This is a genomic window from Sphingomonas sp. KC8 (assembly GCF_002151445.1).
GTDB lineage: Bacteria > Pseudomonadota > Alphaproteobacteria > Sphingomonadales > Sphingomonadaceae > Sphingomonas_E.
Genome location: NZ_CP016306.1, coordinates 3,652,352 through 3,672,677, shown reverse-complemented (window position 1 = coordinate 3,672,677; position 20,326 = coordinate 3,652,352). Strand labels below are relative to the sequence as shown.

Here is a 20,326-nt window from a genome sequence, read left to right as displayed (position 1 = left end):
AAAGGGAGCCGCCCCGAAGGCCGGCTCCCCAATCTTTGCGTCGATCACTTCCGAAGAAGCGATCTTCGACCTTACTGACCCGAACCCGGACCGAAGGTGATTTCCACGCGCCGGTTCTGCGGCTCGCGGACACCATCGGCGGTTTCGACCAGCGGGCGGCTTTCGCCGAACGCTTCGGTCGACATCGCGGTTTCGGGCACGCCCTTGCCGGCCAGATAGGCGCGGGTGGCGTCAGCGCGACGCTGCGACAGGCCAACGTTATACTGGTCCGAACCCGACTTGTCGGCGTGGCCGGCAAGCATGACCGAAGCCGAACCGCCCTGTGCATAAGCAGCAGCGGCGTTGTCCAGAATGCTGGCGGCTTCCGGCGTGATCAGCGACTTATCCCAGTCGAAGAACACGATGAACGGACCCGGGACAGCAACCGGCGGCGGCGGCGGCGGAGCAGGCTCCGGCGGCGGCGGCGGCGGCGGCGGGGGCGGGGGCGGGGGCGGCGGAGCCGCTGGTTCGCCGAAGTTGAAGATCAGGCTGGCGAGCAGGCTGTGCGAACGGAACTTCGTCTTCGCATCGGCGCCGCTGGCGGCAACGAGCTTCACGTCGTCCACGTTGAAGTAGCGATACTTCAGGCCCAGATCGATCGAGCTGGTGACCGGAGCGCGAACGCCCGCGAGAACCTGCCAAGCGAACTTGGAATCGCTGTCGTCGATGAGCGTCGCACCGCCGAGGAGGCGATAGTCGCTGATCTTGACGCGGGCGATACCGACACCGCCGCCGACGAAGCCCTGCAGGCCATCATCGTCACCGAAGTCGAGCAAGCCGTTGAGCATGAAGCTGAGCACGGACGCATTGCCCGAATACTTGCTGTCATACGTGCCGGAAGGCAGGCCGCCCAAAGCGATCGACGTCTGATGCGAACCGACTTCGGAACGCTTGTAGCCGATTTCACCTTCAGCGCGGAAAACGCCGAAGTCATAGCCGATGATACCATCGACGTCATAGCCGGTCTTCTGATCAGAGGTCAGCGCGTCAGCCGCAGTGCCAATGTCAAACTTCAGGTCTTCGACGATCATGCCGCCGCCTTCGACGCCGACATACCAGGCACCATCACGCGCCATGGCAGGCGTCGCCAGCGCGGTGGTTGCGAGCGCGGCCATAATGGCGAGCTTACGCATATTAATCCCCTTTCAAAGCAGTTCCTCGCGGAAGCACTGCTACCTAACCAAACCGGACAATCCGCGCAAGCGGGCATATTCGGCATCTGTTGCGGAAATGTCTCACGGAACAAGCTAAAATGCTTCGCTGCGACATTGGTTACAGACGCGGCCTTAAACTCCTCTTGGCGGGGTGAGTTTCATTACGGGTGAAAAAAGTTTCATGTCTGGATCAGGCCATGGCTTGCGAGCGCCGCAATAATGGCCTGGATCGCGACACGGGATTGCGCATCGATGGTGCCGCCGCCCGATGGCGGCGCGATTGCGCTGCCGCGCTCGCCAACCACCTGCAACCCGGCCACCATGATGCCAAGGGTGGGCAATGGCGCCGCCTGCCACGCGTCGCCATCATGCCACACCCATGTGCCCGCCGGAACAAGCCAGGCCATTATTCCGGCCGCCGGCGTGATGAACCGCCAGCCGCCCTCCGTGCGGATCGCGATATCACCATCATGGCCCGCCCACGCGTCCGTTGCCGCCGGCGCCACGATCCAGCTTGCGCCGGTCGCGGGCGCCGCTGGCGGTGTGGCGATGTCCATCGCCTCCACCACGGGGTGCAGCACCGCGTCAATTCGGGCCAGCGCTTCATTATGGGCCATTTCCTTTTGCGCCTGGCCGGGGTGGATGAAGGGCAGTGCAAAACGTGCGGTCATATCCGCCATGGATCATCTCCTTTTCAGATTGCGAAGCTGGCCGATGCCGGCGCTGACAGGCCAGCCGCGCCAAGCTGGCTGACGGCAATGGAGATCGCCGACGCCGCCATCGCGCCATCAGCCGCCCGATCGACAGCGGCATACAGATAGCCGGGCGTGTCGAGATCGATCATGCGCGGGGTTCCCATCGACGGCGTCAGCGTCAACCGATAGCGTTCGGCTTCTTCGCCCAGCGGGGCATCGCCGCCATCGATCCATGGCCAGCCCGTCCGGCTCCGTCGGGTCCAGCCGATCGCCAGATCCCCATTGGGGCGACGATCGACACGCAGATGGACGGGCGACGGTGGCCGCAGCGCGCGCGCGCCGATCACCGCTTCGGCCATCACCGCCGCACCATCGCCCACGCCACTGCCAACCACCCTGATCTGCCCGCCGACCGCACCGGCCGGCAACTCGATCGGCAGCAGGCTCGCCGCCTCGATCAGCACGAACGGCTCGCCCGCCGCATGGCCGTTCGCCGCCGCTTCGGTCCCTCGCCGCCCCCGCCACAATTGCGACAGGCGATAGCGGCCGCCGCCCAGTGGCAGGCACCCGCCAAACTGGATCAGTTCGTCGCCGATCATCGCCAGGTTCGCGCCATTGGCAAGCGCTGCATCGTCCCGGCCGATCAGCACCATCCCGTCATGGAGCAACGCGACATCCACCACCGCATCGCGATCGATCAGCACCGCACTGCCCGGTGACAGCGCGGTTTCGGCCACGCCCATCACCGCCGGCGCGGCCGTCGGCCCAACATCCTGCCAGCTTGTTCCATCATCCATGCTGTAGCTCAGCGCCGCACGCCGCCACGCTGGCGACGGCCCCGCCGCCGCGATCCAGATATGCGGGCTGGTCGCCGCGATCGAATCGAGCGGCGGCAGATCCAGCAACGCCAGCCGGGTCGGCCCATGCGGGAAATCCGGTTCCAGCACCCCGCCGCCGGGCGCCGCCACCGCCCCGACACCGGCCGCGGCCACCCCGGCAAGCTTGAGTTCCAGCGCCATCCGATCGAGCGTCCAGCGGCTGATGCGCATCGGCGGCACCATCCCATCCACCTGCACCATCTGGCCGGGGCGCAAGGCCGCGCGCCGCCATGGCAGCGAAATCGTGCCGCTCGCCCGCGCAGCCCAGGCATCGGCCAGCCGGTGTTCGGCCACCGCCTTGGCAGCGCCCGCCGCCAGTGCCGCCGGCAGTTCGATCCGCTCCACCCGCCGGCCCGGGCCACCCCGCCGCGCACGCTGCAGGCCGGCCTGATAATCGCGGCCCGGTTCATAATAGGCCACCGCCACTTCATCGGGCAGCCCGCCGGCCGCTGTGCGATCGATCACGATCCGGTCGATCCGCTTGCCATCGGCACGCGCGCCCGTTTCCGCCACTGCGATCGCAATCGGGGCGGGCGGCACATCTTCCAGCAGCAGCCTTGTGCCATCGTCGCGCACCGCGACGGGGATCGCATGCGCCATTGTCTCGATTGCGCCGCGCACGCTGTCGCCGCTCGCCGCAAACCCGTCGAGCACCGCAGCCGTCGTCCCGCCAACCGCACCGGCGCTCAACGCATCGGCGATCCCCGCAACGCTCACCGGGCCAGCATCGGCTTCCACCTCGAAGGTGAGCGAAGGGATGTGGTTGCCATAATCGGCCAGCTGAAAATCCTCGAACACGGCATAAGCGATGCCGCGATGCGCCGGTGTCTGGCCGATCCCCTCGGCCGATGCGATCAGTGGATCGGGTGCCTGTCCCTCTCCGCCCGGATGCAGCCGGAACCCCGTCTCGCTCTTCCAGTCGCCGGCCGCCCCGCGCAGCAGCTTGCCGTCCGCCCAGATGCGATGCACCGCGCGGATCGGCCGTGCCGACAGCGCCACGGCAAAGCTCGCCGAATAGCTGTAGGTCGTCATCTTCGGCCGGCCCTTGCCCCCGCCCGAACGGTGGCGATCCTCGCGCAGGTCGGTTGCCCAGATCACCGTACCGGCCACCCGCATCCGGCCGAACAGCCGGGGGATCGCCTGCCCGTAATTCGATGTCTGGACGGCAAGTTCACCCAGCCGCGGCCCCTGCCGCTTGGGCGCGAACAGCCTCTGGTCGATCTGCTGGCCGATCGCAGCCCCGATCGCCCCGCCCACCGGCCCGCCAATCACCGATCCGATCGTCGTCAGCACCAGCGTCGCCATGCGTCACTCCTCAATCTTGGCGCCACGCCGCCAGCACCGGCCATGGCGGCCGCCCCGGCGTTTCGACGACCCGCCGCAGCCCGGCATCGGCATGGATGAAGCCGGTGCCGGTCAGCACCAGCAGATGGATCAGCCCCGGCCCGGTTTCGGCCATCAGCACATCGCCCGCTTTGGCCGTATCGGCCGCGATAAGCCGCAGCCCCGCCGCCTCGGCAAAGGCGCGCACCCGTTTGGCTCCCGTGCTGCGCAGCACATAATCGCGCGGCAATTCGCTGATCCCCAGGGCGATGCCGGCAAGGCCGATGCAATCCATGCCATCGGCCACGCTGCGCCCCTGCGGGCGGAACCGCGCGCCCAGGCACGCCCGCGCACGCGCCATGATCGCCTCGCTCATGCGCCGGGATAGCGGGTCAATATGTCGTTGCCGGGCAGATAGGGTTCGCCCCGGAAATTGGCGGCATTGGCAAAACGCCCGGCGCAGGTGGCGAGACTCTTGTCGCACCCCTCGCTGATTTCGACCAATATACTTGGCGCCATCGCGCCGGGCGGGGCCTCGCGCAGGGTCAGCCAGTCGCCGGTCGACGCCAATATCTGGCTGGTCAGTCCCGCATTCGGCCCGTCGATCCAGCGCAGCCGGCCATAGCCATAGGCGTTAGCCCCTCCGCCACCGGCCACCCGCAGCGTTACCGCATCTGCAACCTCCTGCACCGGCGCCCACCGCCGCCGCCCCGCCATATCCACCCGGCAGCGCCGGTCGCCCAGCTCCGCGCGGCATTCGGGCGAAGTATGTTCCACCACCGGTTGTTCGAGCAGCGCGGTCGGCCCGCGCAGTTCGGCCGTGAACTGGCCATCGCGGACCGCGACATCGCCCAGTTCGCCCCGCGCCAGCAGCAGCGCTTCACCTGCCGGGTTGGTCCAGTCGACCGCGAACAGCCGCACCCGCGCGCCATCCCACCGCCCTTCGGCCAGATCCTCGCCCCGGATCGCGTCGTTCGAAAGCGCGCCGCTGATATCCAGCGTATCCACCTCGAACCCGTCGGACAGGCTGATCGACGATGGCAGCATCCCCGGCGCGGCGCGATAGATCAGCCCGCCAATCGCCAGATCGCGGTCATGCGCGGTGAAGCCCAGCGCCACGCCATCGCGCCGGTCCAGCCGCCAGCACAAGGCGATCGTGGTGAGTTCGGGGTCCAGCCAGTCGGCCATGCTCAGCCCTCCCGGATTTCAACCAGCGGCACCGACGCCACTTCACCCGCCGCAAAGGTGGCCAGCCCCGTCTCCAGCCGATCCTCGGCAAAGCGCACCGGCACATCGAACAGGAACCCCGCCGTCACCCGCGCGGCCACAGGCGGCGCCACATCGAACGCGATCATTCCGCCGTCGGCCAGCGCCCAGCCGCTCGTTCGTTCCACCCCATCCACGGCCACGCGCACGCTGCCCGCCACCGGCCGGGTGATCCGTCGCATCTGATCGCCGTACATCTTCACCAGCGCGAAGCGCATCGCCACGCCGTCGCCCGTGCCGATCGCCTGATCGCCAGCCCCCGGCGCGCCCGTCATCCTCCAGCTGCTATGATCCAGCGGATCGCGGAACCGAAAGCCGCGCGCCGCGCCATGCCTTGCCCGGAAAAAACCGATCAGCGCCTCCACATCCGCCTGCGATCGCACCCCCGGCCCGGCATCGAAACGCAGCCGGGCGTCCGCCCAGTCGGCGTTGCGCTGTTCGCGCCCGGCGGCCGTCGTCACGATCGCGGTGGAGAAGCATGGTTCCACCGTCGCCCGCCGGCCGATCGCGATCGGAAAATCCATATCATCGAACGCCTGCACCCTGCCCTCCTCATCCCCGATCGCAAATAATGTGAAACCGTCGCGCATCGCCTGCGGCAGCGCCCAGACGAAGGTTTCCGCCGTGCCCCGCGCTTGGGCTGCAAAGGCCGCATCATGGATCGCCCGCCACTGCGCCCGGTCCCCGGCATTCAGCACGAAACCCGAAAAATAATGTTGCTGCTCAATCGGGTAATCGAGCCGTGCGCCAGCCTCGGCCACGCCATGCGCGGTCCGCCCGTCAGCCCCCGCCGTCACCCAGTCATAATCCTCCAGTTGCAGCCGATCGAACGCCGGCCGTGCCCAGCCCAGCGGCACATTGGCCCGCTTCACATCGGGTGCTGTCTGATCGAGCACGGAGGGCAGATAGACCAGGATCAGCACCTCGCCCCCCGGCGCTTCCGCCTTCACCGCATCGCGCAACGCGTGCGTGGACGCCGCCAGCACCTCGCCCGCCTGATCGAGCAAGGCGCGGCGTGGCCCATCCTGCGGCCCGCGCACATCGGCGATCGAAACCGGGCTGCCCCCCAATGCCGCGCGCGCCGCCGCATCATACAGGCAGATCCGCCCGTCCGCCGGCATCACCCACCACCAGGGTTCGCCGATCTGGAATTGCACCGGAAGCCCGGCCGCCTTGGCGATCGCGACAAAGCCCCGCGCCACCGCCTGCAAATATCCCATCGCATCACTTTGCGCGGGCGACAGCAAGGTCGACGGGGGCGACCACCCGGTCAGCGCCGGATCGCCATTTTCCGCGCGCTGTTTCCAGTCTTCGGGGCAATGCTGGTCGAGCAGTTCGTAGGATAGCGACCAGATGACCGCATAGCCCAGCGCCTTGGCTATCGCTGCGAAATCGCGGTGCCAGGCGGCGCACGGCGCATTGATCGCACCACCGCTTAAGCCCGCCAGATATTTCCCCGCCGCCGCATCCCAGTGCAGCCGGGGAAAATGGCTCATCCCCACATAATGGTTGATCGTCCCGCGATAGCCGAGCTGCAATATATTGCGCAGCATCCGCGCCGGGGCGAGGTGATAGAGATCGTCATAGCCGGTCGCGATCCGCATCCCATGCGCCGGCACGATCCCGTCGCCGATCGCCAGCACCGATCCCGGCCCGTCGCAGGCGATGTCGGACAGTTCAACCCACCCCTCCACCGGCGCCGGCAACGGCGCATCCGTCTCGTCGAACCCCGGCGCCACCAGCGAGATGAACATCCGGTCGATATCGCCCGCCCACAGCGGGTCCGCCTCGCCCGGCAGCGTAAATCCGCCCGCCATGGCGGCGAAATCCAGCGTGACAACCGCGTCGTCAGGATCACCCTCGGCATAATTCCACAGCCGCACATACCAGGCGCGCGGATGGCCGTTCGCGTCACGCCCGTCGATCGTCAGCACCGGGCCGTTGATCGCATCCAGCGGCAGCACCCCGCTGGATCGCCAGCGAAACCGCAACGTGCATTCGCGAAAATCGCGCGCCGTTTCATACGCCAGCAGCGGATGGTCATCGCCATCCTCACTCGCCCAGATCAGCCCGGCCAGATCGCTGCGCCGATGAAAGGCCGCATCCACCCGCAACATATTCGGCGCGGGTGTCGTCACTGCCGCCATCATCGGTCGGGGAAAATTCACCGTCCAGAAACGCGGGTCGAACCGCTTGATGAAACCCGTCTCCAGCGCGTCGCCGCGTGTCGCCAGTCGCCAACCCATGCCCGCCCCCTTCAGCCTTGCGCTGCTTCGAGTGCGGCACGCACTGCCCGCGCCACCTGCCTGCCCGATCGCGCCAGCGCCTGCGGTTCGCCGCCACCCGGCGCATTGATGCTGATCGCGACGCGCACGTCGCGCCCGCCGCCGCCGTTCGCCAGCGGCTCGATCCGCCCGCTGGCTGTCGGCACGAACAATTCGGGGCCGCGTTCCCCCACCATATAGGCGGCGCCGGGGCTGACAGGTCCCCCGGTCGCGCGGCCCGGCAGGCCCATCGCGCTCAATACCTGCACCCCGGCCTGGATCAGCCCGGCCATGCCGCCGCCGCCACCGGCGCCGTTATTTCCGCCACCGCCGCCCAGCGCGTTCATTCCCGCCTGCATTGCCGCCGTCGCGATTTCGGCCATCACCGCCAGCGCGACGCGGCGCAGATCATCGAACCCCAGCTTGCCGGTGCGCACGGCCCGGCCCAGCGCATTTTCGATCATTTCCCCGGCACGGTCCGCACCCGCGCCCAGCGTCCCTTCCAATTGGCCGCGCATATCCGCCACGTCGCGCGCCAGCCCGCTGGTGTCGGCGCGCACGCTCACCACCAACCGTTCGATTTCCTCATCCATCGGGAAACATCTCCTTCAGCCGCGCCAGTTCGACGGGGCCAGCGGCAGGCCCATCGGCCCCGTGCCCCGCCAGCGCATCGAAGACCGCCGCCAGTTCAGCGGGCGTCGCCCGCCAGAAATCGTCCGGCCGCCAGCCCAGCAGCGCGCCCGCCAACCCCGCCAGCCGCGCCGCGCTCTCGGCGAACGGCATCACCGCCCCTGCAATATCTGGCCGATCAGGGCTTTCAGCGCCGGGGTCGCCTGCACCAGCCCGCCCGCCAGCACCGCTTCGCCAAAGCCGTCGCGCTCCACGCCTTCGGGCCGATCGATCGCGCAATGCCAGAACAGGGCCACCATCTCGGCCAGCGCCAGCCGGCCATCGGCCGCGCGTTCGACCATCGCGAACAGCGGCCCGATTTCGCCTTCAGCCGCCACCAAAGCGGCAAAACTCGGCCGCAGCGTTACAGTGTGGCCATGGATCGCAAGCGCGGCCTCGCCGCGCGCCGGGTTCACAACGACACCACCGCGCCGGAACTTTCCAGCGCCAGCGTGTAGGTGCGCTCGCCATTGAAATCGCCGCTATAATCCAGCCGGGTCAGCAGGAACCGCCCCTGCATCTGTTCGCCACCTTCGAAACTCAGCCGATAATCGTCGATCAGGCCGGCCAGCGCATTGGCCTTCAACCGCGCCTCGGCGGACGATCCGGTGAACACGCCACTGCCCGCCACCGATACCGATCGTACGCCCGCACCCGACAGCAATTCGCGCCATCCGCCCGAGTCCTTGGACGTGATCGTCACCGCTTCGCCATTGATCGACATCTGCGTCGTGCGCAGCCCAGCCACCGTTGCAAAGGCCGGCGTCGCCGCCCCATTGCCGATCTTCAGCAGGAACGCGCTGCCCTTTTCCGCCGCCATTTGCTTCTCCTTTGGAAAATATCCGCCATCGCCAGCCGATCAGCCGATCAGCCGATCAGCCGCGCCCGATATTCGATGATCCCCGCCCACGGTCCGGCCGCATCGCGGATCACGCGGGATCGCAGGAAGATCAGGCTCACCAGTTCGGCCTCGGCCACCACATCGATCCCGTCGATTGCGGCCTCGGCCTCGGCCATCAGGCCGTGCAACCGGGCCGGGCTGCCACCATCGTCCCAGATCGAAATCGCCAGCCGATGTTCGCGCCCACGGGCGGTCTTGTGGCTCCAGTCGCTGCTCGCCCAGCCACCGATCGCGACATAGGGAAAGGCCGCGCGCGCCGGCGGGCCATCGAAAATCCCGCTCACGGCATCCCCCAGCCCCGGCCGTGCGGTGATCGCCGCCACCAGCGCCGCCTGCAACGCCATCGCGCTCATGCCCGCCTCCCGATCCGCGTCCCAAAGCCGCGCAGCCGCCCGTCAAACGCCAGTGCCCGCGCCAGCCCGCGGCCGGGCAGCGCATCGCCATCCTCCACCGCCTCGGCCTGCACACCCGCCGGCAGATCGGCTTCGATCGCCTCGCGCAGCCCGTCGATCAGCAGCGCCACGCGCTTATCGGCCGCCTCCTTCATGCGCCGCATCATGCTTCCTCCTCGCCCACAACAAGGATGCGATCGGGTGTGGCCGGATCGGCGGTCACACCGCGCACCCGGATCACGCCCCCGCGCCAGCGGATGCGATCATCGACCGCCACATCGGCGCCATGGCGCACCGTCACCCGCCAGCGCGGCCGCGCGCGGATCGCTTCGCCATCGATCAGCGCGCCCACGCCCACCGGCTCGATCGCCGCCCAAAGCGTCGCCACCGTAACCCAGTCGCCAACAGCCCCGCCCAGCGCATCGCGCGCCGCCGTCCGCCGTTCGATCCCGATCCGCTGGCGCAACCGCCCGGCCAGTTCCTTGGCGCCACTCACAGCCGCATCCGCCGATAGGGCCGCCACAGGGCTGCCACCGCCGCTGGCGGGCCACCATCGTCCGGCCCGTCGCGATGCGTGTAAAGGTGCGCCACCAGCCGCAAGATGCCCTGCCGCAACGGTTCGGGCACGGCGTTCCAGTCGGCCGCCATCCCCGCTTCATAGGTCACGATCACCCGCCCCGCGATACCCGCCCGGTCGATCCGCACCCAGCCGTCGCCATCCGCATCGATATCGATGGCATAGGCATCCACCGGCAGCGCGAACGCCGCCCCTTCCGCCGGCAACCCGTCGATCCCGGCGATGCTGCGCACCGGGCGCTGGCCCAGCCGCTGCCACCCGCCCGAACCGGGCAGCGTCTCGCTCACCAGCCGCACCAGCAGCGCCTGGCCGATAAACTGTTCGCACAGTGCGCTGGCGCTGCGGATCAACCCGGCCAAAAGGCCATCCTCCTCCTCGCCGTCGATCCGCAGCCAGGCGCGGGCCTCGGCGATCCCCACCGCCGTCAGCGGTGCTGCATCCAGCGCGATCATCAGCGTTGCTCCACGCGCAGCGCGAGCGATCGTTCGTCGATCCCGCCGTCGGACAGCACGACCTGGCAGGTCGCCCGATACACATGCCCCGGCACCCCGCCCGAAAGCCGCGCCCGCGTCCGCGCGCCATCGATCGCATCGTCGGCGATCACCAGCCCGCCGGGTTCGGCAGGGGCCACCGCCCAGTCGCTTTCCGTCACGGCGCGGCCGTCCAGCCGGGCGCCCCAGTCGATCAGATAATCGACGGTCGCGTCCGGGTCCTTCAGATGAATGGTCATGGGATGGTCCCCCTTCAGGCCGCGGCATTCGGGATCGGATCGGCACGCCGCCAGCTCGCCCCGATCAGGTCGATCGATCCGCTCATCGGCACGCCGGCCAGCCAGCGAATGCCGATCATCACGCCCGAATTGGAATTTCCGGTCGGCACCACGGGGAAGTCGATCTCGTGGAGGCCATCGAGCTGCGGCAGCCTGTCCGCCGCTACCAGCGATGCCGTCGCGGCATTCGAACCGAGATAGACCAGCGTGCTCGGGCTGACATTGACGGTCGCCGCATAAATGCCGGCACATCCGGCAAGCGCGTTGCAGGCCATCAGCGCCGACGCGCGCATCGGCATAGTGCCAAGGGGATCGAGCAGGACGTTGCGGCGCACGTTCATATCGCCATTGCTGGTCGGCGTGCCGCTGAACGTGATGCGCACCGCCTGCCACCCGGTCGATCCCGCGTGGCTTTCCAGCGCGCCGCATGTCGCAACGGTAAAGCCCACGCTCAGCGTGCCGGAAAGCGCCCCATATGCCGTCCAGCCCAAAGGCGGCGTTCCGCTGATCGTCCCCGTTCCGCCATTGGTGATGCTGCTGGTGCCGCCCAGCGATACCGTCCGGCCGTTCGCGCCCAGGATATTGCCGCGCGGGGCATTGGCGACGTCATAGTCGTCACCCAGATATAATGGCCCGCGCTGGCGCGGCCGATAAAGCGCCTGCAGGATCGGCGCGAGCGCATATTGCTTGCGGTACGCGCCGAAAGCGTTGCCGTGCAGCCCGTCCGCCGCCATGGAAAAGGCGGCCCCCGTCGCGCCCCCAGTCGGGGTATAGCTTGTGTTGCCCGATGCCGGATCGAGCCACCAGCCCGCGCTGTCGCAATAGATCGCGTCGGCAACGGACGCCGCATAATCGGCATAGCCACGGTTGAGCGCGATCAGCTTGCGCGCCGTCGGCCCGTCCAGGCCCGTTCGCGGGTCGACGTTCATGACGATCAGGAAACGGCCGCCCGCCGCCCGGAACGCATCATGATATTTGCGCAGATTGGCCAGCACCGTTTCGGGCGCAAAGCCCGACAAGACGATATCGTTGGTGCCGATCGTCAGCAGCATGTCCACGGTCGATCCGGTCGCCACCGCGGCGGAAACCGCCGCCCGCATGGCCGCCAGTCGCGCCGGGTTGGTCAGGCCGGTGGTCGCCTGCGTGCCGGTGGTCGATCCGCCAACGCCGAAATCATGGCTGCCGATCCACACGTCGATCGGCGTTCTGGCGTTCACCCAATAAGCGGCGGAAACCGGTTCGAATGTCTTGCTGTCGCCTTCCATCATCAGCCGGGCCATCGGCCTCGCCAACAGCGGCGGCACACCGGCCAGCGCATGGGCACGCAATTGCGCGGGGGTAACGGCCACATTGCCGCCGGCTTGTACGGCGGGCAGCAGTTCACTGCCGCCAAGCGCCGATGCCGGTGCCAGCGCGGAAATCTTGGTCGATGGCATGAAGGATCACTCCAGGATGATAAGGCCGTCGTCCTCAAGGAGCAGGGCAAACCCGTCCTCGGCGAGCAGGCTGAAGGGCGATGGCGGGGGCGCGGTGCCACCGGCGCGCCGCCGGGGCAGCGCGGGCGCGAAGCCGAAGCCGACACGCATGGCCGGCGCCTCAGTACAGGCCGAGCAGGTCGCCGGCGGTAGTGCCGGTCGCCCGCACATGGCTGGCGCGGATCGGCAGGATCGACCCCGCCGGCACCGCCTTCCACACATGATCGGCACTGTCGCGCAACGCCCGCATCGTCACGTCGCCGGCACTGCCGACATAGATGGCCTTGGGAATATCGGTCAGCGGGTTGCTGTTGTGGGGGGTGATGGCCAAAGCGCGCGTTGCCGGCGCATGGGCCGCATCCGCGCTCGCGGCGAAGGCGTCTGCCATATCGGTCTCCGATCGGAATCAAGGAATGGATTGTCCGCGCCGCGCGAACCTTGAAGGGGGCATGGGTCCGCGCGGCGCGCTTCGCGGCGGGGCCAATTCGCCCGCCCGCGAAAGGGGTGTCGTCAGTTCGTCGCGAACTTCATCAGCTTGATCGCTTCGGAATTGCTCACCGCGCCGCCCACCCGCTTGGCGGCGTAGAAGTGGACGAACGGCTTGTTGCTGTAAGGATCGCGCAGGATCAGCGTTTCGGCGCGCTCCGTCACCAGATAGCCGGCGCGGAAATTGCCAAACGCGATGGCGTAACTGTTGGCGGCGATATCGGGCATGTCCTCGGCCTCGATCACCGGATAGCCCAGCAAGGTATCCGGCCGCCCTTCGGCCAGCCCCGGCTGCCACAGGAATGCGCCATCCGCCGTCTTGAACTTGCGGATCACCGAAAGCGTCGCCGAATTCATCACGAACGCCGCCCCCTGGCGATAAGGCGATCGCAGCGACTGGATCAGGTCGACCAGCCTGTCCTGCGGGTTACTGGCGATAAAGCCCGCCGCAGCCCCGCTCGCCACATATTGCAGCGTGCCGAACGCGCGCACGCCGTCCGCCTCGTTGGTGATCGGCCCGGCCAGAAAGCCCTTGGGCTTGTCGGTGCCGTTGCCCGAAACGAACGCCGCCCCTTCGGCACGGGCGAACTCGGTGGCGATTTCACCCGCCAGCCAGCTTTCCACGTCGAAGCGGGCATCATCCAGCATCGCCTGGCTCGCCGCCGGATTGGCATAAAGGTCGCCCGCCGGTGGCGCGATTTCGGCAAAGGTGGGCGTCGCCGTCACCGGCCGCGCACCACCTTCGGATGCCCAGCCCGATGCCACGCCGCCGGTCGTCACCAGCTTGCGATAGCCGGCCGATCCCACCTTCACGACATTGGCGATCGCGCGGATCGGCGAAATCGCCTTCAACGTCCGGTCGATCACCTCGTCAATCTCGCGCGGCACGGCAAAACCGCCCTCGCTGCCGCTGGTGCCGGCAAAGCTCTTGGTTTCCACCTCGGCGCCCTTGCGCAGATAACCGTCGACAAAGGCGCGCCGTTCGGGCGAGCCATCCGCCTTCGCGCCGCTCAGCACCGGCCGCCCGGCCGTGGCCGCCTGCTGATCGATCCGCGTGCGCATCGCGCCCAGTTCGGCACGCAGTTCGGCCACCTCGTCCACCCGCGCCGCCGCATCGAAGCTCGCTTCCAGCGCGTCCGCTTTCACTTCGTAGGTTCCGTCCATATTCGTCTCCTCCGTCAATCCTGCTCCGCCACCGCATGCACCCGGGCTTTCGGCTGCATCGGGAACGTCACCAGCGACACCTCGATCAGATCGAGATCCTTAAGTTCACGAGTTGTTCTTTCCACGCTGCCGCGCACGCGATAGCCAAAGCTCAGGCCTTCCACCGCGCGGTCGCGCAGCAGCGCCGCCGCCTCGCGCGCTGCTGCCGATCGGGTGGAAAGCCGGCCGATCACGCGCAGGCCGCGGGCATCCTCGCTCAGATATTCGATCCGGCCGATCGGCTTGGCGGGATCGTGCTGCCACAGCAGCGGCACGCCGGCTGGCCCGGCCGCCACCGCCCGCGCAAACGCCCCCGGCCGCACCACATCGCCGCCCCGGTCGACCCGATCGAACACCGCCGCATAGCCGGCGAAGCGCACCGTGCTCACCCCCGCGCCAGCCCGATCAGCCCCATCTTCACCGCCAGCCCCAGCAGCAGCAGCGCCAGCATGATCCGTATCGCCCATCCGATCACCTCGTTCCTCGCGGTGCGCTTGGCATCGCGCCACGCCCCCAGCAGTTCGCGCAATTCGCCGATGTCGCCGCGCGCCGCCGGATCGGCCAGGCCCAGCCGCTCCATCGCGCGGCGCGCGCCCGTCTCGCTCGCTTCCTCGGCCAGCGCGCGCACCGTCACCAGCGGCACGCCTCCGGCCTCGGCCTGCGCCATCAGCCGGGCCAGCATGTCCAGTTCGGCGGTCATGGCGTCACCCGTGGGGCAAAACCCAGCATCTCGCGTTTCTCATCAGCGCTCAGGAAATCGGCCTGCGCCGCCATCCGCCACAAAGGTTCGCGGTCGCTATGCAGTTCGGAAATCCGGTCGAGGTCGACGGCGATCGCCAGATCCGGCCACCACGCCCGCAAGGCCTGGCCCATCCCGTCCAAAATGCGCCCGGCCATCGGCAGGATCGTCAGCCGCCAGAAAGCGCGGTTGGCCTCGGCATAATTGGCGTAAGTATTGTCCCCCGGCTGGCCCAGCATCATCGGCGGCACGCCAAAGGCCAGCGCGATTTCGCGCGCGGCATTGGCCTTCAGCGCCACAAAATCCATGTCGGCAGGCGAAAGGCTGAGCGATTGCCAGCGCAGCCCCCCTTCCAGCAGCATCGGCCGCCCCGCATTGCCATGGCCGGCAAAGCTTTCTTCCATTTCGGCCTTCAGCCGGGTGAATTGTTCCGCGCTCAGCGCAGCGCCCGGCTCACCCGGATCATAGACCATCGCCCCCGATGGGCGGGCCGCATTGTCCAGCAGCGCCTTGTTCCAGCGGGTGGCGGCATTGTGGATCGCCACTGCGCCGGCCGCCGCATCCAGGCACCCCAGCCCATATTGATCGTCGATCGGGTTGAATCCGCGCAGGTGCACGATCCCCGGTTTGCCCATCCCGTCATGGATCGGCAGGCGCTGCACCGCTGCCCCCACCCGATAGCAATAAGCCGAAGGCCACCCTTGCGCGTCGGTTTCGGCCGTCACCCGTTCGGGCCGCAGCACATGCAGCCGCAACGGATCGCCATCCATGTCGCAGGCAATCGTGACATAGCCATTGCCGTGCAGCAGCAGGTGGATCGCCATCGCCTCGATCGCCGGTTTCAGCAGATCGGCCACCGTTTCCGGCGCGCCCGTCACCACCAAACTCAGCGATCGCACGCTTTCACCCACCAGCCGGATCGCGCGCTGCGCCACCGGATTGCTGTTCAGCGCATCGCGGATCTGCCCGTCATAGCTGCGCGGCCACGCCGCATCAGGCACCCAGTCCGTCATCGTGCGGGCCAGCGCCGGCCGTGCCGGGGCGCTGCCGCTTTTCCGTCCGAAAAGCCGCATGGATTCTCTCCACCAATTTTGAAACAATCAGACGTGCAGCCGCTACAGCCGTCGCATCGCCGGTCGCGCTTCGGGGCCGAGCATCAATTCGGTGAACGCCCACACCAGCGCATCGGCGCGGTCGGGCGATCGGCTCGGCCCCTCATATCCTCCGCCGGCGATCAGCCCAGCCATCTCGTCTTCCAGTTCGGGAAACGCGCCCACATGGAACGCCCGCCCCGCTTCGTACAAAGCCGCTACCGGCTCGGCCCGCGCGCTTTTGCCGTGCGATGCGTGCACCAGCCGCACCGGCAGCCGTTCGTCGGCCGCGCGCAACACGCTGGCCACCATTGCCCCGCCATTATTCGCCTCGGCAATCACCCGATCGGCCTTGTGCGCCTCTGCCGTGCGCGCCACCACGCGCGCCCAGCCTTCCGGCCCCAGCCCGCTCACGCTGGCATCGGCCAGCACATAGCCGCGCCGATCCTCGCCCAGCGCCACCACCACGATGCCGCACGCATCACCCCCGCCCGCCCCCGCCGGCGGATCGACGCCGACAACGATGCGGGCAATCCCCGGCATGGCCCGCGCCCGGCACCGTTCGATCAGCGCCCGGCTCCACAACGCCCCCGCCGCTTCCTCGATCAGTTCGCCGTCCAGTTCCTGCCGGCCCAGCCGCGTGCCGCCATAAGTGCCCTCCATCGCCGCGATGAAATCGGGCGGCAAATGCGGCTTGTTGTCGGTCATCTTGCCCCGCGTCACATGCACGCCGGGTTCGGCCACCAGCCGCTGCACCAGCGCCACCGGCCGGGGCGTCGTCGTCGCCACCACGCGCGGCTTGCGGCCCAGACGCAGGCCCATCATCAGATTGTCCCACGTCTCCTCGCCCGCCGGCCATTTGGCGATTTCGTCCGCCCAGCCATAATGGTGCTGCGGACCGCGCAAACTATCCGGGTCCGCCGCCGAATACAGATACGCCACCGCCCCGCCAGGCCAGCGCAGCCGCCGCAGCGACGGTTCCCACTCCGGCCTCTGGCCCGGCGATGCGATGCTCAGCAGCCCGCTTTCGCCCTCCACCATTACCGCGCGTGCTTCGGCCAAGGTCGCGGCCACCAGCGCGATCCGCGCCCGATCGTCGGCTTCCGCCTTCGCCCGCACCCATTCGGCGCCCGCCCGCGTCTTGCCAAAGCCCCGCCCCGCCAGGATCAGCCAGGTCCGCCAGTCGCCCGCTGGCGCGCGCTGCGCGGGCCGCGACCAGAATCGCCACGACCAGTTGAGCGCCCGCCGCTCGCTGTCGGCCATCCGCGCCAGCAATCGCGCCCGTTCATCCGCCGGCTGATGCGCCAGCCGTTCGGCCTGCGACAGGCTGGCAAGCGGTGGCCCGCTCATTCCTTCGCCTCGATCCGTTCGTGCATTTCGGCCAGCTTTTCTTCCAGATCGGCGCTGGCCGCATCGGGATCGCCAACGGTTCGGCCCTGCGCCGCCGCCTGCACGGCCCGCACCGTATCGCGGTGCAGCCGCAGCAGCATCAACGCCATCCGGCTATCCGGCAGCAGCACTTCGCCCCTGGTCTCGCCGCCATGTACGATCGGCGTCGGCGTGCCGCTAAGCGCCCGTTCCAGCAGCAGCAATTCCACCCGTTCATACCCCTGCACCAGCGCCGCTTTCCATTCGGCGTGGAATTCGGGGCAGCGCTTGCGCAGGCTATAAAGGCCCTGTTCGCTCATCCCCACTGCGCGCACCGATGCGCGGACGTTGGCGGTCGCCGCCAGATGCGCCAGAAATCCCTCGCGCTTGGCCTTGGTCCAGTGGCTCGCCCGCACCTTGCGGTTGCCGTTGTCGATTTCGTCCATCACCGCACCTCCCGGAACAAGGGTGGCAACAAAAAGGGCCGCGGTGATTGCTCACCCCGGCCCGAACGCATTTTTCCAGCTTGCGATATATGTACCCAAACAGCGCACCGCTGTCAAGAGCTATTATCCTATTTGGTTATACCGCCGCGTTTCTCCAACGCCGCCCGTTCCAGTGCGATCCATGGCGCGATCGATGGGCGCGCGTGCATCGCCGCGATATAGGCCGCCACCTTCGGATGCTTGTCCGCATCAATCGGCGCACCGACATGGCCGAAATTCACGAACGGCTGCGCCATCGCGATATCCGCCAGGGTCAGCCGGTCATCCACCAGGAACCCCGAATCGGGGATGCGCGCTTCCAGGAAATCGATCAGCGGCGGCAGTTCGTGCGTCTCGGCATGGTCCGCCTCGGCCAGATTGCCCTCGCGCTTCAGGAAGATCGGGCTGACCACGCGGTTGAAGAACATCTTGCGCATGCAGGTGGTGAACACCGTATCGGCGATCTCATCCCACCAGATCGCCCGCGCGCGCGATCGCGGGGCGGCGGGGATCAGCGCCGGTTCGGGCTGGATCGCGTCCAGATAGGCGACGATCGCCGACGAATCCGAAATCGTGAAATCCCCGTCGCGAAACCCCGGCATCAGGCCAAACGGACTGGCTTCGCGAAATTCGGGGTCATCGGCCTGCAACCCCAGCGTTTTCAGGTCGATCGCAAGGTTCTTTTCCGCCGCAAAGACCAGCACCTTGCGCACGAACGGCGACATCGAACTTCCATAGACGATCATGGCGATCTCCTCTCCCGGCAGGCGTTGCAAGCATCCTACACCCAACCCGCGTTCAGCTCGATCGCGTCGGATCGGTCAGCGGATCGGCCATGTCCTGCGCGCCCGGCGCGCGCGTCGATGGCAGGGATCCCGTCTGCCGTTCGATCCTGCGGTGAACGACGGGCGGTTCGGCACTGTTGTGCAGCGCGCGGATCCGTTCGAAATTGGCGACATCCGCCTGCGTCCGGCGGCCCTGATGGCGCACATAATCCAGCCAGGTCGGCACATGATAGCGTTCGATCCACAATTCGGCGTCCGCCAGATCGCGCAGCAACGTCCAGTGCCGCGCACCATCGCGGATGCGGATGCGGCGGCGTTCGTTCATCGCCGCCAGAAATTCGATCACGTTGGCCGGCGCGATGCGATATTCGATGGTGATGACAATCGGCCCGCTGCTCGGTTGCACCGGCACCGCCGTCTTCGGCTCGGTCCAGCGGCTGACGGGATCGAGGTTGAGATGCTCCACCTGCGGCAATGCCAGCCTTAGCCCCAGCAGCAACCCGCCGCCCTGCAACAGCCCCGCCGCCAGCAAGGCGGCACGCACACCATGATCCTCGGCGATCTCGCCGAACAGCCAGGCGCCCAGCGCCATCCCGCCAAATGCCGCCATCTGGTACAGCGCCAGCGCGCGCGCCACCACCCAGCGCGGCGCCGCCATCTGCACCGTCACGTTGAATGTCGACAGCGCCAGCACCCAACCGCCGCCGGCTACCGCCAAGGCCAATATCGTCAGCACGGTGATGTGGCTCAGCCCCGTGGCGACAGCCCCCACCGTCAGCGCCAAGGTCGCGATGCGCACGATGGTTTCGGTGGAATATCGTGCACGCAGCCGCCCGCTGGTCAGCGCACCGCCCACCGCCCCCAGCCCGAACGCGCCCAGCAGCAGGCCATAAACCAGCGGCCCGCCGGTGATCAGATCGCGCGCCACCAGCGGCATCAGGGCCGGCACCGCGCTCGCCGCGATGCCGAACAAGGCCGCCCGCAGCAGCACGATCCGCAACGTGGGCGACATCGCCGCATAGCGCACCCCCGCCGCCATCGCGACGCCCAGCGTTTCGCGCGGCAGCAATCGCGGCGGGCGCACCGGCCGCCACCGCGCCAGCACGATGATCAACCCGACATAGCTGACGGCATTCACCGCGAATGCCGCCGCCGGCCCGGCCGCGGCCACGATCAGCCCGCCGATCGCCGGTCCCACGCTGCGCGCGATGTTGAATCCCATGCTGTTATAGGCCACCGCATTCGGCAAGGCGGCGCGCGGCACCATATCGCCCACCGATGCCTGCCACGCCGGCCCGTTGAATGCCGTGCCGCACCCGATCAGGAAGGTGAAAGCCAGCAGCAGCCACGGGCTGAGCGCGCCCGTCCACGCACAGATCGCCAGCACCAGCGATACGATCAGCATGAAGGTCTGCGCCCACAGCATCACGATCCGCCGGTCGAGATTGTCGGCCACCGCCCCGGCCCACAGCGACAGCAGCATGATCGGCAAGGTCGTCGATGATTGCACCAGCGCCACCATCGTCGGTGAAGGCGCCAGCGACGTCATCAGCCATGATGCGCCGACAGACTGGATCAGCCCGCCGAAATTGGATGCCATGCTGGCGATCCACACCGCGCGAAAGATCGCAAACCCCAGGGGGGAGACGGGTGCGGAATCATCGGCTTGGGCAACGGGTGCGGCCATCGCCTATCGATGCGTCAATTCGGGCACCGCTGCCAGCCCCTATGGCGCGCGCGCCCGATATTCACACGGCTCGATCATCG

The 20,326-nt window shown here is 68.0% G+C and carries 26 protein-coding genes; all 26 read right to left on the bottom strand.

What is annotated here, in order from left to right; genetic code table 11:
• Positions 1-71: 71 nt before the first annotated feature.
• Entirely contained in the window at positions 72-1,172 is a 1,101-nt protein-coding gene (locus KC8_RS17520; protein ID WP_029624591.1) for an OmpA family protein, read from the bottom strand.
• Between the two features lie 200 nt (positions 1,173-1,372).
• Positions 1,373-1,873, bottom strand: a complete 501-nt coding sequence (locus tag KC8_RS17515) for a DUF2793 domain-containing protein (RefSeq protein ID WP_010125965.1) — start codon at positions 1,871-1,873, stop codon at positions 1,373-1,375.
• A gap of 14 nt (positions 1,874-1,887) precedes the next feature.
• Positions 1,888-4,071, bottom strand: coding sequence for a GTA baseplate fiber-binding domain-containing protein (locus tag KC8_RS17510; RefSeq protein ID WP_010125964.1), 2,184 nt, complete (start codon positions 4,069-4,071; stop codon positions 1,888-1,890).
• A gap of 10 nt (positions 4,072-4,081) precedes the next feature.
• Positions 4,082-4,465: a hypothetical protein gene (locus KC8_RS17505; protein WP_010125962.1), complete on the bottom strand. Its 384-nt coding sequence runs from the start codon at positions 4,463-4,465 to the stop codon at positions 4,082-4,084.
• Positions 4,462-5,277, bottom strand: a complete 816-nt coding sequence (locus KC8_RS17500) for a DUF2163 domain-containing protein (protein WP_010125961.1) — start codon at positions 5,275-5,277, stop codon at positions 4,462-4,464. Before KC8_RS17500 ends, KC8_RS17505 begins: the two co-directional genes overlap by 4 nt.
• Before the next feature lie 2 nt (positions 5,278-5,279).
• Positions 5,280-7,601 carry a DUF2460 domain-containing protein gene (locus tag KC8_RS17495; protein WP_010125960.1) on the bottom strand — a complete coding sequence of 774 codons (2,322 nt, stop codon included), beginning with the start codon at positions 7,599-7,601 and terminating at the stop codon, positions 5,280-5,282.
• An 11-nt stretch (positions 7,602-7,612) separates the two neighbouring features.
• Positions 7,613-8,212, bottom strand: coding sequence for a hypothetical protein (locus tag KC8_RS17490; protein WP_010125959.1), 600 nt, complete (start codon positions 8,210-8,212; stop codon positions 7,613-7,615).
• Positions 8,205-8,402: a phage tail assembly chaperone gene (locus KC8_RS17485; protein WP_010125957.1), complete on the bottom strand. Its 198-nt coding sequence runs from the start codon at positions 8,400-8,402 to the stop codon at positions 8,205-8,207. Before KC8_RS17485 ends, KC8_RS17490 begins: the two co-directional genes overlap by 8 nt.
• The gene (locus tag KC8_RS17480) at positions 8,402-8,704 is read right to left on the bottom strand and encodes a gene transfer agent family protein (protein ID WP_010125956.1); all 303 of its coding nucleotides are present in this window, start codon (positions 8,702-8,704) and stop codon (positions 8,402-8,404) included. Before KC8_RS17480 ends, KC8_RS17485 begins: the two co-directional genes overlap by 1 nt.
• The gene (locus KC8_RS17475; RefSeq protein ID WP_010125955.1) at positions 8,701-9,108 is read right to left on the bottom strand and encodes a phage major tail protein, TP901-1 family; all 408 of its coding nucleotides are present in this window, start codon (positions 9,106-9,108) and stop codon (positions 8,701-8,703) included. The genes KC8_RS17480 and KC8_RS17475 overlap by 4 nt, the downstream gene beginning before the upstream one ends.
• Positions 9,109-9,155: 47 nt before the next feature.
• Positions 9,156-9,542 (bottom strand): DUF3168 domain-containing protein, encoded by a 387-nt coding sequence (locus KC8_RS17470; protein ID WP_010125954.1) that lies wholly within the window; start codon positions 9,540-9,542, stop codon positions 9,156-9,158.
• Complete coding sequence (locus tag KC8_RS17465) at positions 9,539-9,748, bottom strand: hypothetical protein (protein WP_010125953.1); 210 nt, start codon at positions 9,746-9,748, stop codon at positions 9,539-9,541. The genes KC8_RS17470 and KC8_RS17465 overlap by 4 nt, the downstream gene beginning before the upstream one ends.
• Complete coding sequence (locus KC8_RS17460) at positions 9,745-10,077, bottom strand: phage head closure protein (protein ID WP_010125951.1); 333 nt, start codon at positions 10,075-10,077, stop codon at positions 9,745-9,747. Before KC8_RS17460 ends, KC8_RS17465 begins: the two co-directional genes overlap by 4 nt.
• Positions 10,074-10,610, bottom strand: a complete 537-nt coding sequence (locus KC8_RS17455; protein ID WP_010125950.1) for a head-tail connector protein — start codon at positions 10,608-10,610, stop codon at positions 10,074-10,076. The genes KC8_RS17460 and KC8_RS17455 overlap by 4 nt, the downstream gene beginning before the upstream one ends.
• Entirely contained in the window at positions 10,610-10,888 is a 279-nt protein-coding gene (locus KC8_RS17450) for a phage fiber-tail adaptor protein (protein ID WP_010125949.1), read from the bottom strand. The genes KC8_RS17455 and KC8_RS17450 overlap by 1 nt, the downstream gene beginning before the upstream one ends.
• A 14-nt stretch (positions 10,889-10,902) precedes the next feature.
• Positions 10,903-12,363: an SGNH/GDSL hydrolase family protein gene (locus tag KC8_RS17445; protein ID WP_010125947.1), complete on the bottom strand. Its 1,461-nt coding sequence runs from the start codon at positions 12,361-12,363 to the stop codon at positions 10,903-10,905.
• Positions 12,364-12,369: 6 nt separating this feature from the next.
• Complete coding sequence (locus KC8_RS19990) at positions 12,370-12,513, bottom strand: hypothetical protein (RefSeq protein WP_157663937.1); 144 nt, start codon at positions 12,511-12,513, stop codon at positions 12,370-12,372.
• 10 nt (positions 12,514-12,523) lie between these two features.
• The gene (locus tag KC8_RS17440) at positions 12,524-12,790 is read right to left on the bottom strand and encodes a spike base protein, RCAP_Rcc01079 family (RefSeq protein ID WP_010125946.1); all 267 of its coding nucleotides are present in this window, start codon (positions 12,788-12,790) and stop codon (positions 12,524-12,526) included.
• Positions 12,791-12,912: 122 nt separating this feature from the next.
• The gene (locus KC8_RS17435) at positions 12,913-14,052 is read right to left on the bottom strand and encodes a phage major capsid protein (protein WP_010125945.1); all 1,140 of its coding nucleotides are present in this window, start codon (positions 14,050-14,052) and stop codon (positions 12,913-12,915) included.
• A 14-nt stretch (positions 14,053-14,066) separates the two neighbouring features.
• The gene (locus tag KC8_RS17430) at positions 14,067-14,480 is read right to left on the bottom strand and encodes an HK97 family phage prohead protease (RefSeq protein WP_010125943.1); all 414 of its coding nucleotides are present in this window, start codon (positions 14,478-14,480) and stop codon (positions 14,067-14,069) included.
• Entirely contained in the window at positions 14,477-14,791 is a 315-nt protein-coding gene (locus KC8_RS17425) for a DUF6127 family protein (RefSeq protein ID WP_010125942.1), read from the bottom strand. The genes KC8_RS17430 and KC8_RS17425 overlap by 4 nt, the downstream gene beginning before the upstream one ends.
• A complete protein-coding gene (locus KC8_RS17420; protein ID WP_010125941.1) occupies positions 14,788-15,903 on the bottom strand; it encodes a phage portal protein in 1,116 nt (371 codons plus the stop codon). Before KC8_RS17420 ends, KC8_RS17425 begins: the two co-directional genes overlap by 4 nt.
• 42 nt (positions 15,904-15,945) lie before the next feature.
• Positions 15,946-17,271 (bottom strand): DNA-packaging protein, encoded by a 1,326-nt coding sequence (locus tag KC8_RS17415; RefSeq protein WP_010125939.1) that lies wholly within the window; start codon positions 17,269-17,271, stop codon positions 15,946-15,948.
• Positions 17,268-17,735: a hypothetical protein gene (locus KC8_RS17410; protein ID WP_010125938.1), complete on the bottom strand. Its 468-nt coding sequence runs from the start codon at positions 17,733-17,735 to the stop codon at positions 17,268-17,270. Before KC8_RS17410 ends, KC8_RS17415 begins: the two co-directional genes overlap by 4 nt.
• A gap of 128 nt (positions 17,736-17,863) precedes the next feature.
• Positions 17,864-18,520 carry a glutathione S-transferase family protein gene (locus KC8_RS17405; protein ID WP_010125937.1) on the bottom strand — a complete coding sequence of 219 codons (657 nt, stop codon included), beginning with the start codon at positions 18,518-18,520 and terminating at the stop codon, positions 17,864-17,866.
• Between the two features lie 52 nt (positions 18,521-18,572).
• The gene (locus tag KC8_RS17400; RefSeq protein WP_029624588.1) at positions 18,573-20,246 is read right to left on the bottom strand and encodes an MFS transporter; all 1,674 of its coding nucleotides are present in this window, start codon (positions 20,244-20,246) and stop codon (positions 18,573-18,575) included.
• Positions 20,247-20,326: the final 80 nt, after the last annotated feature.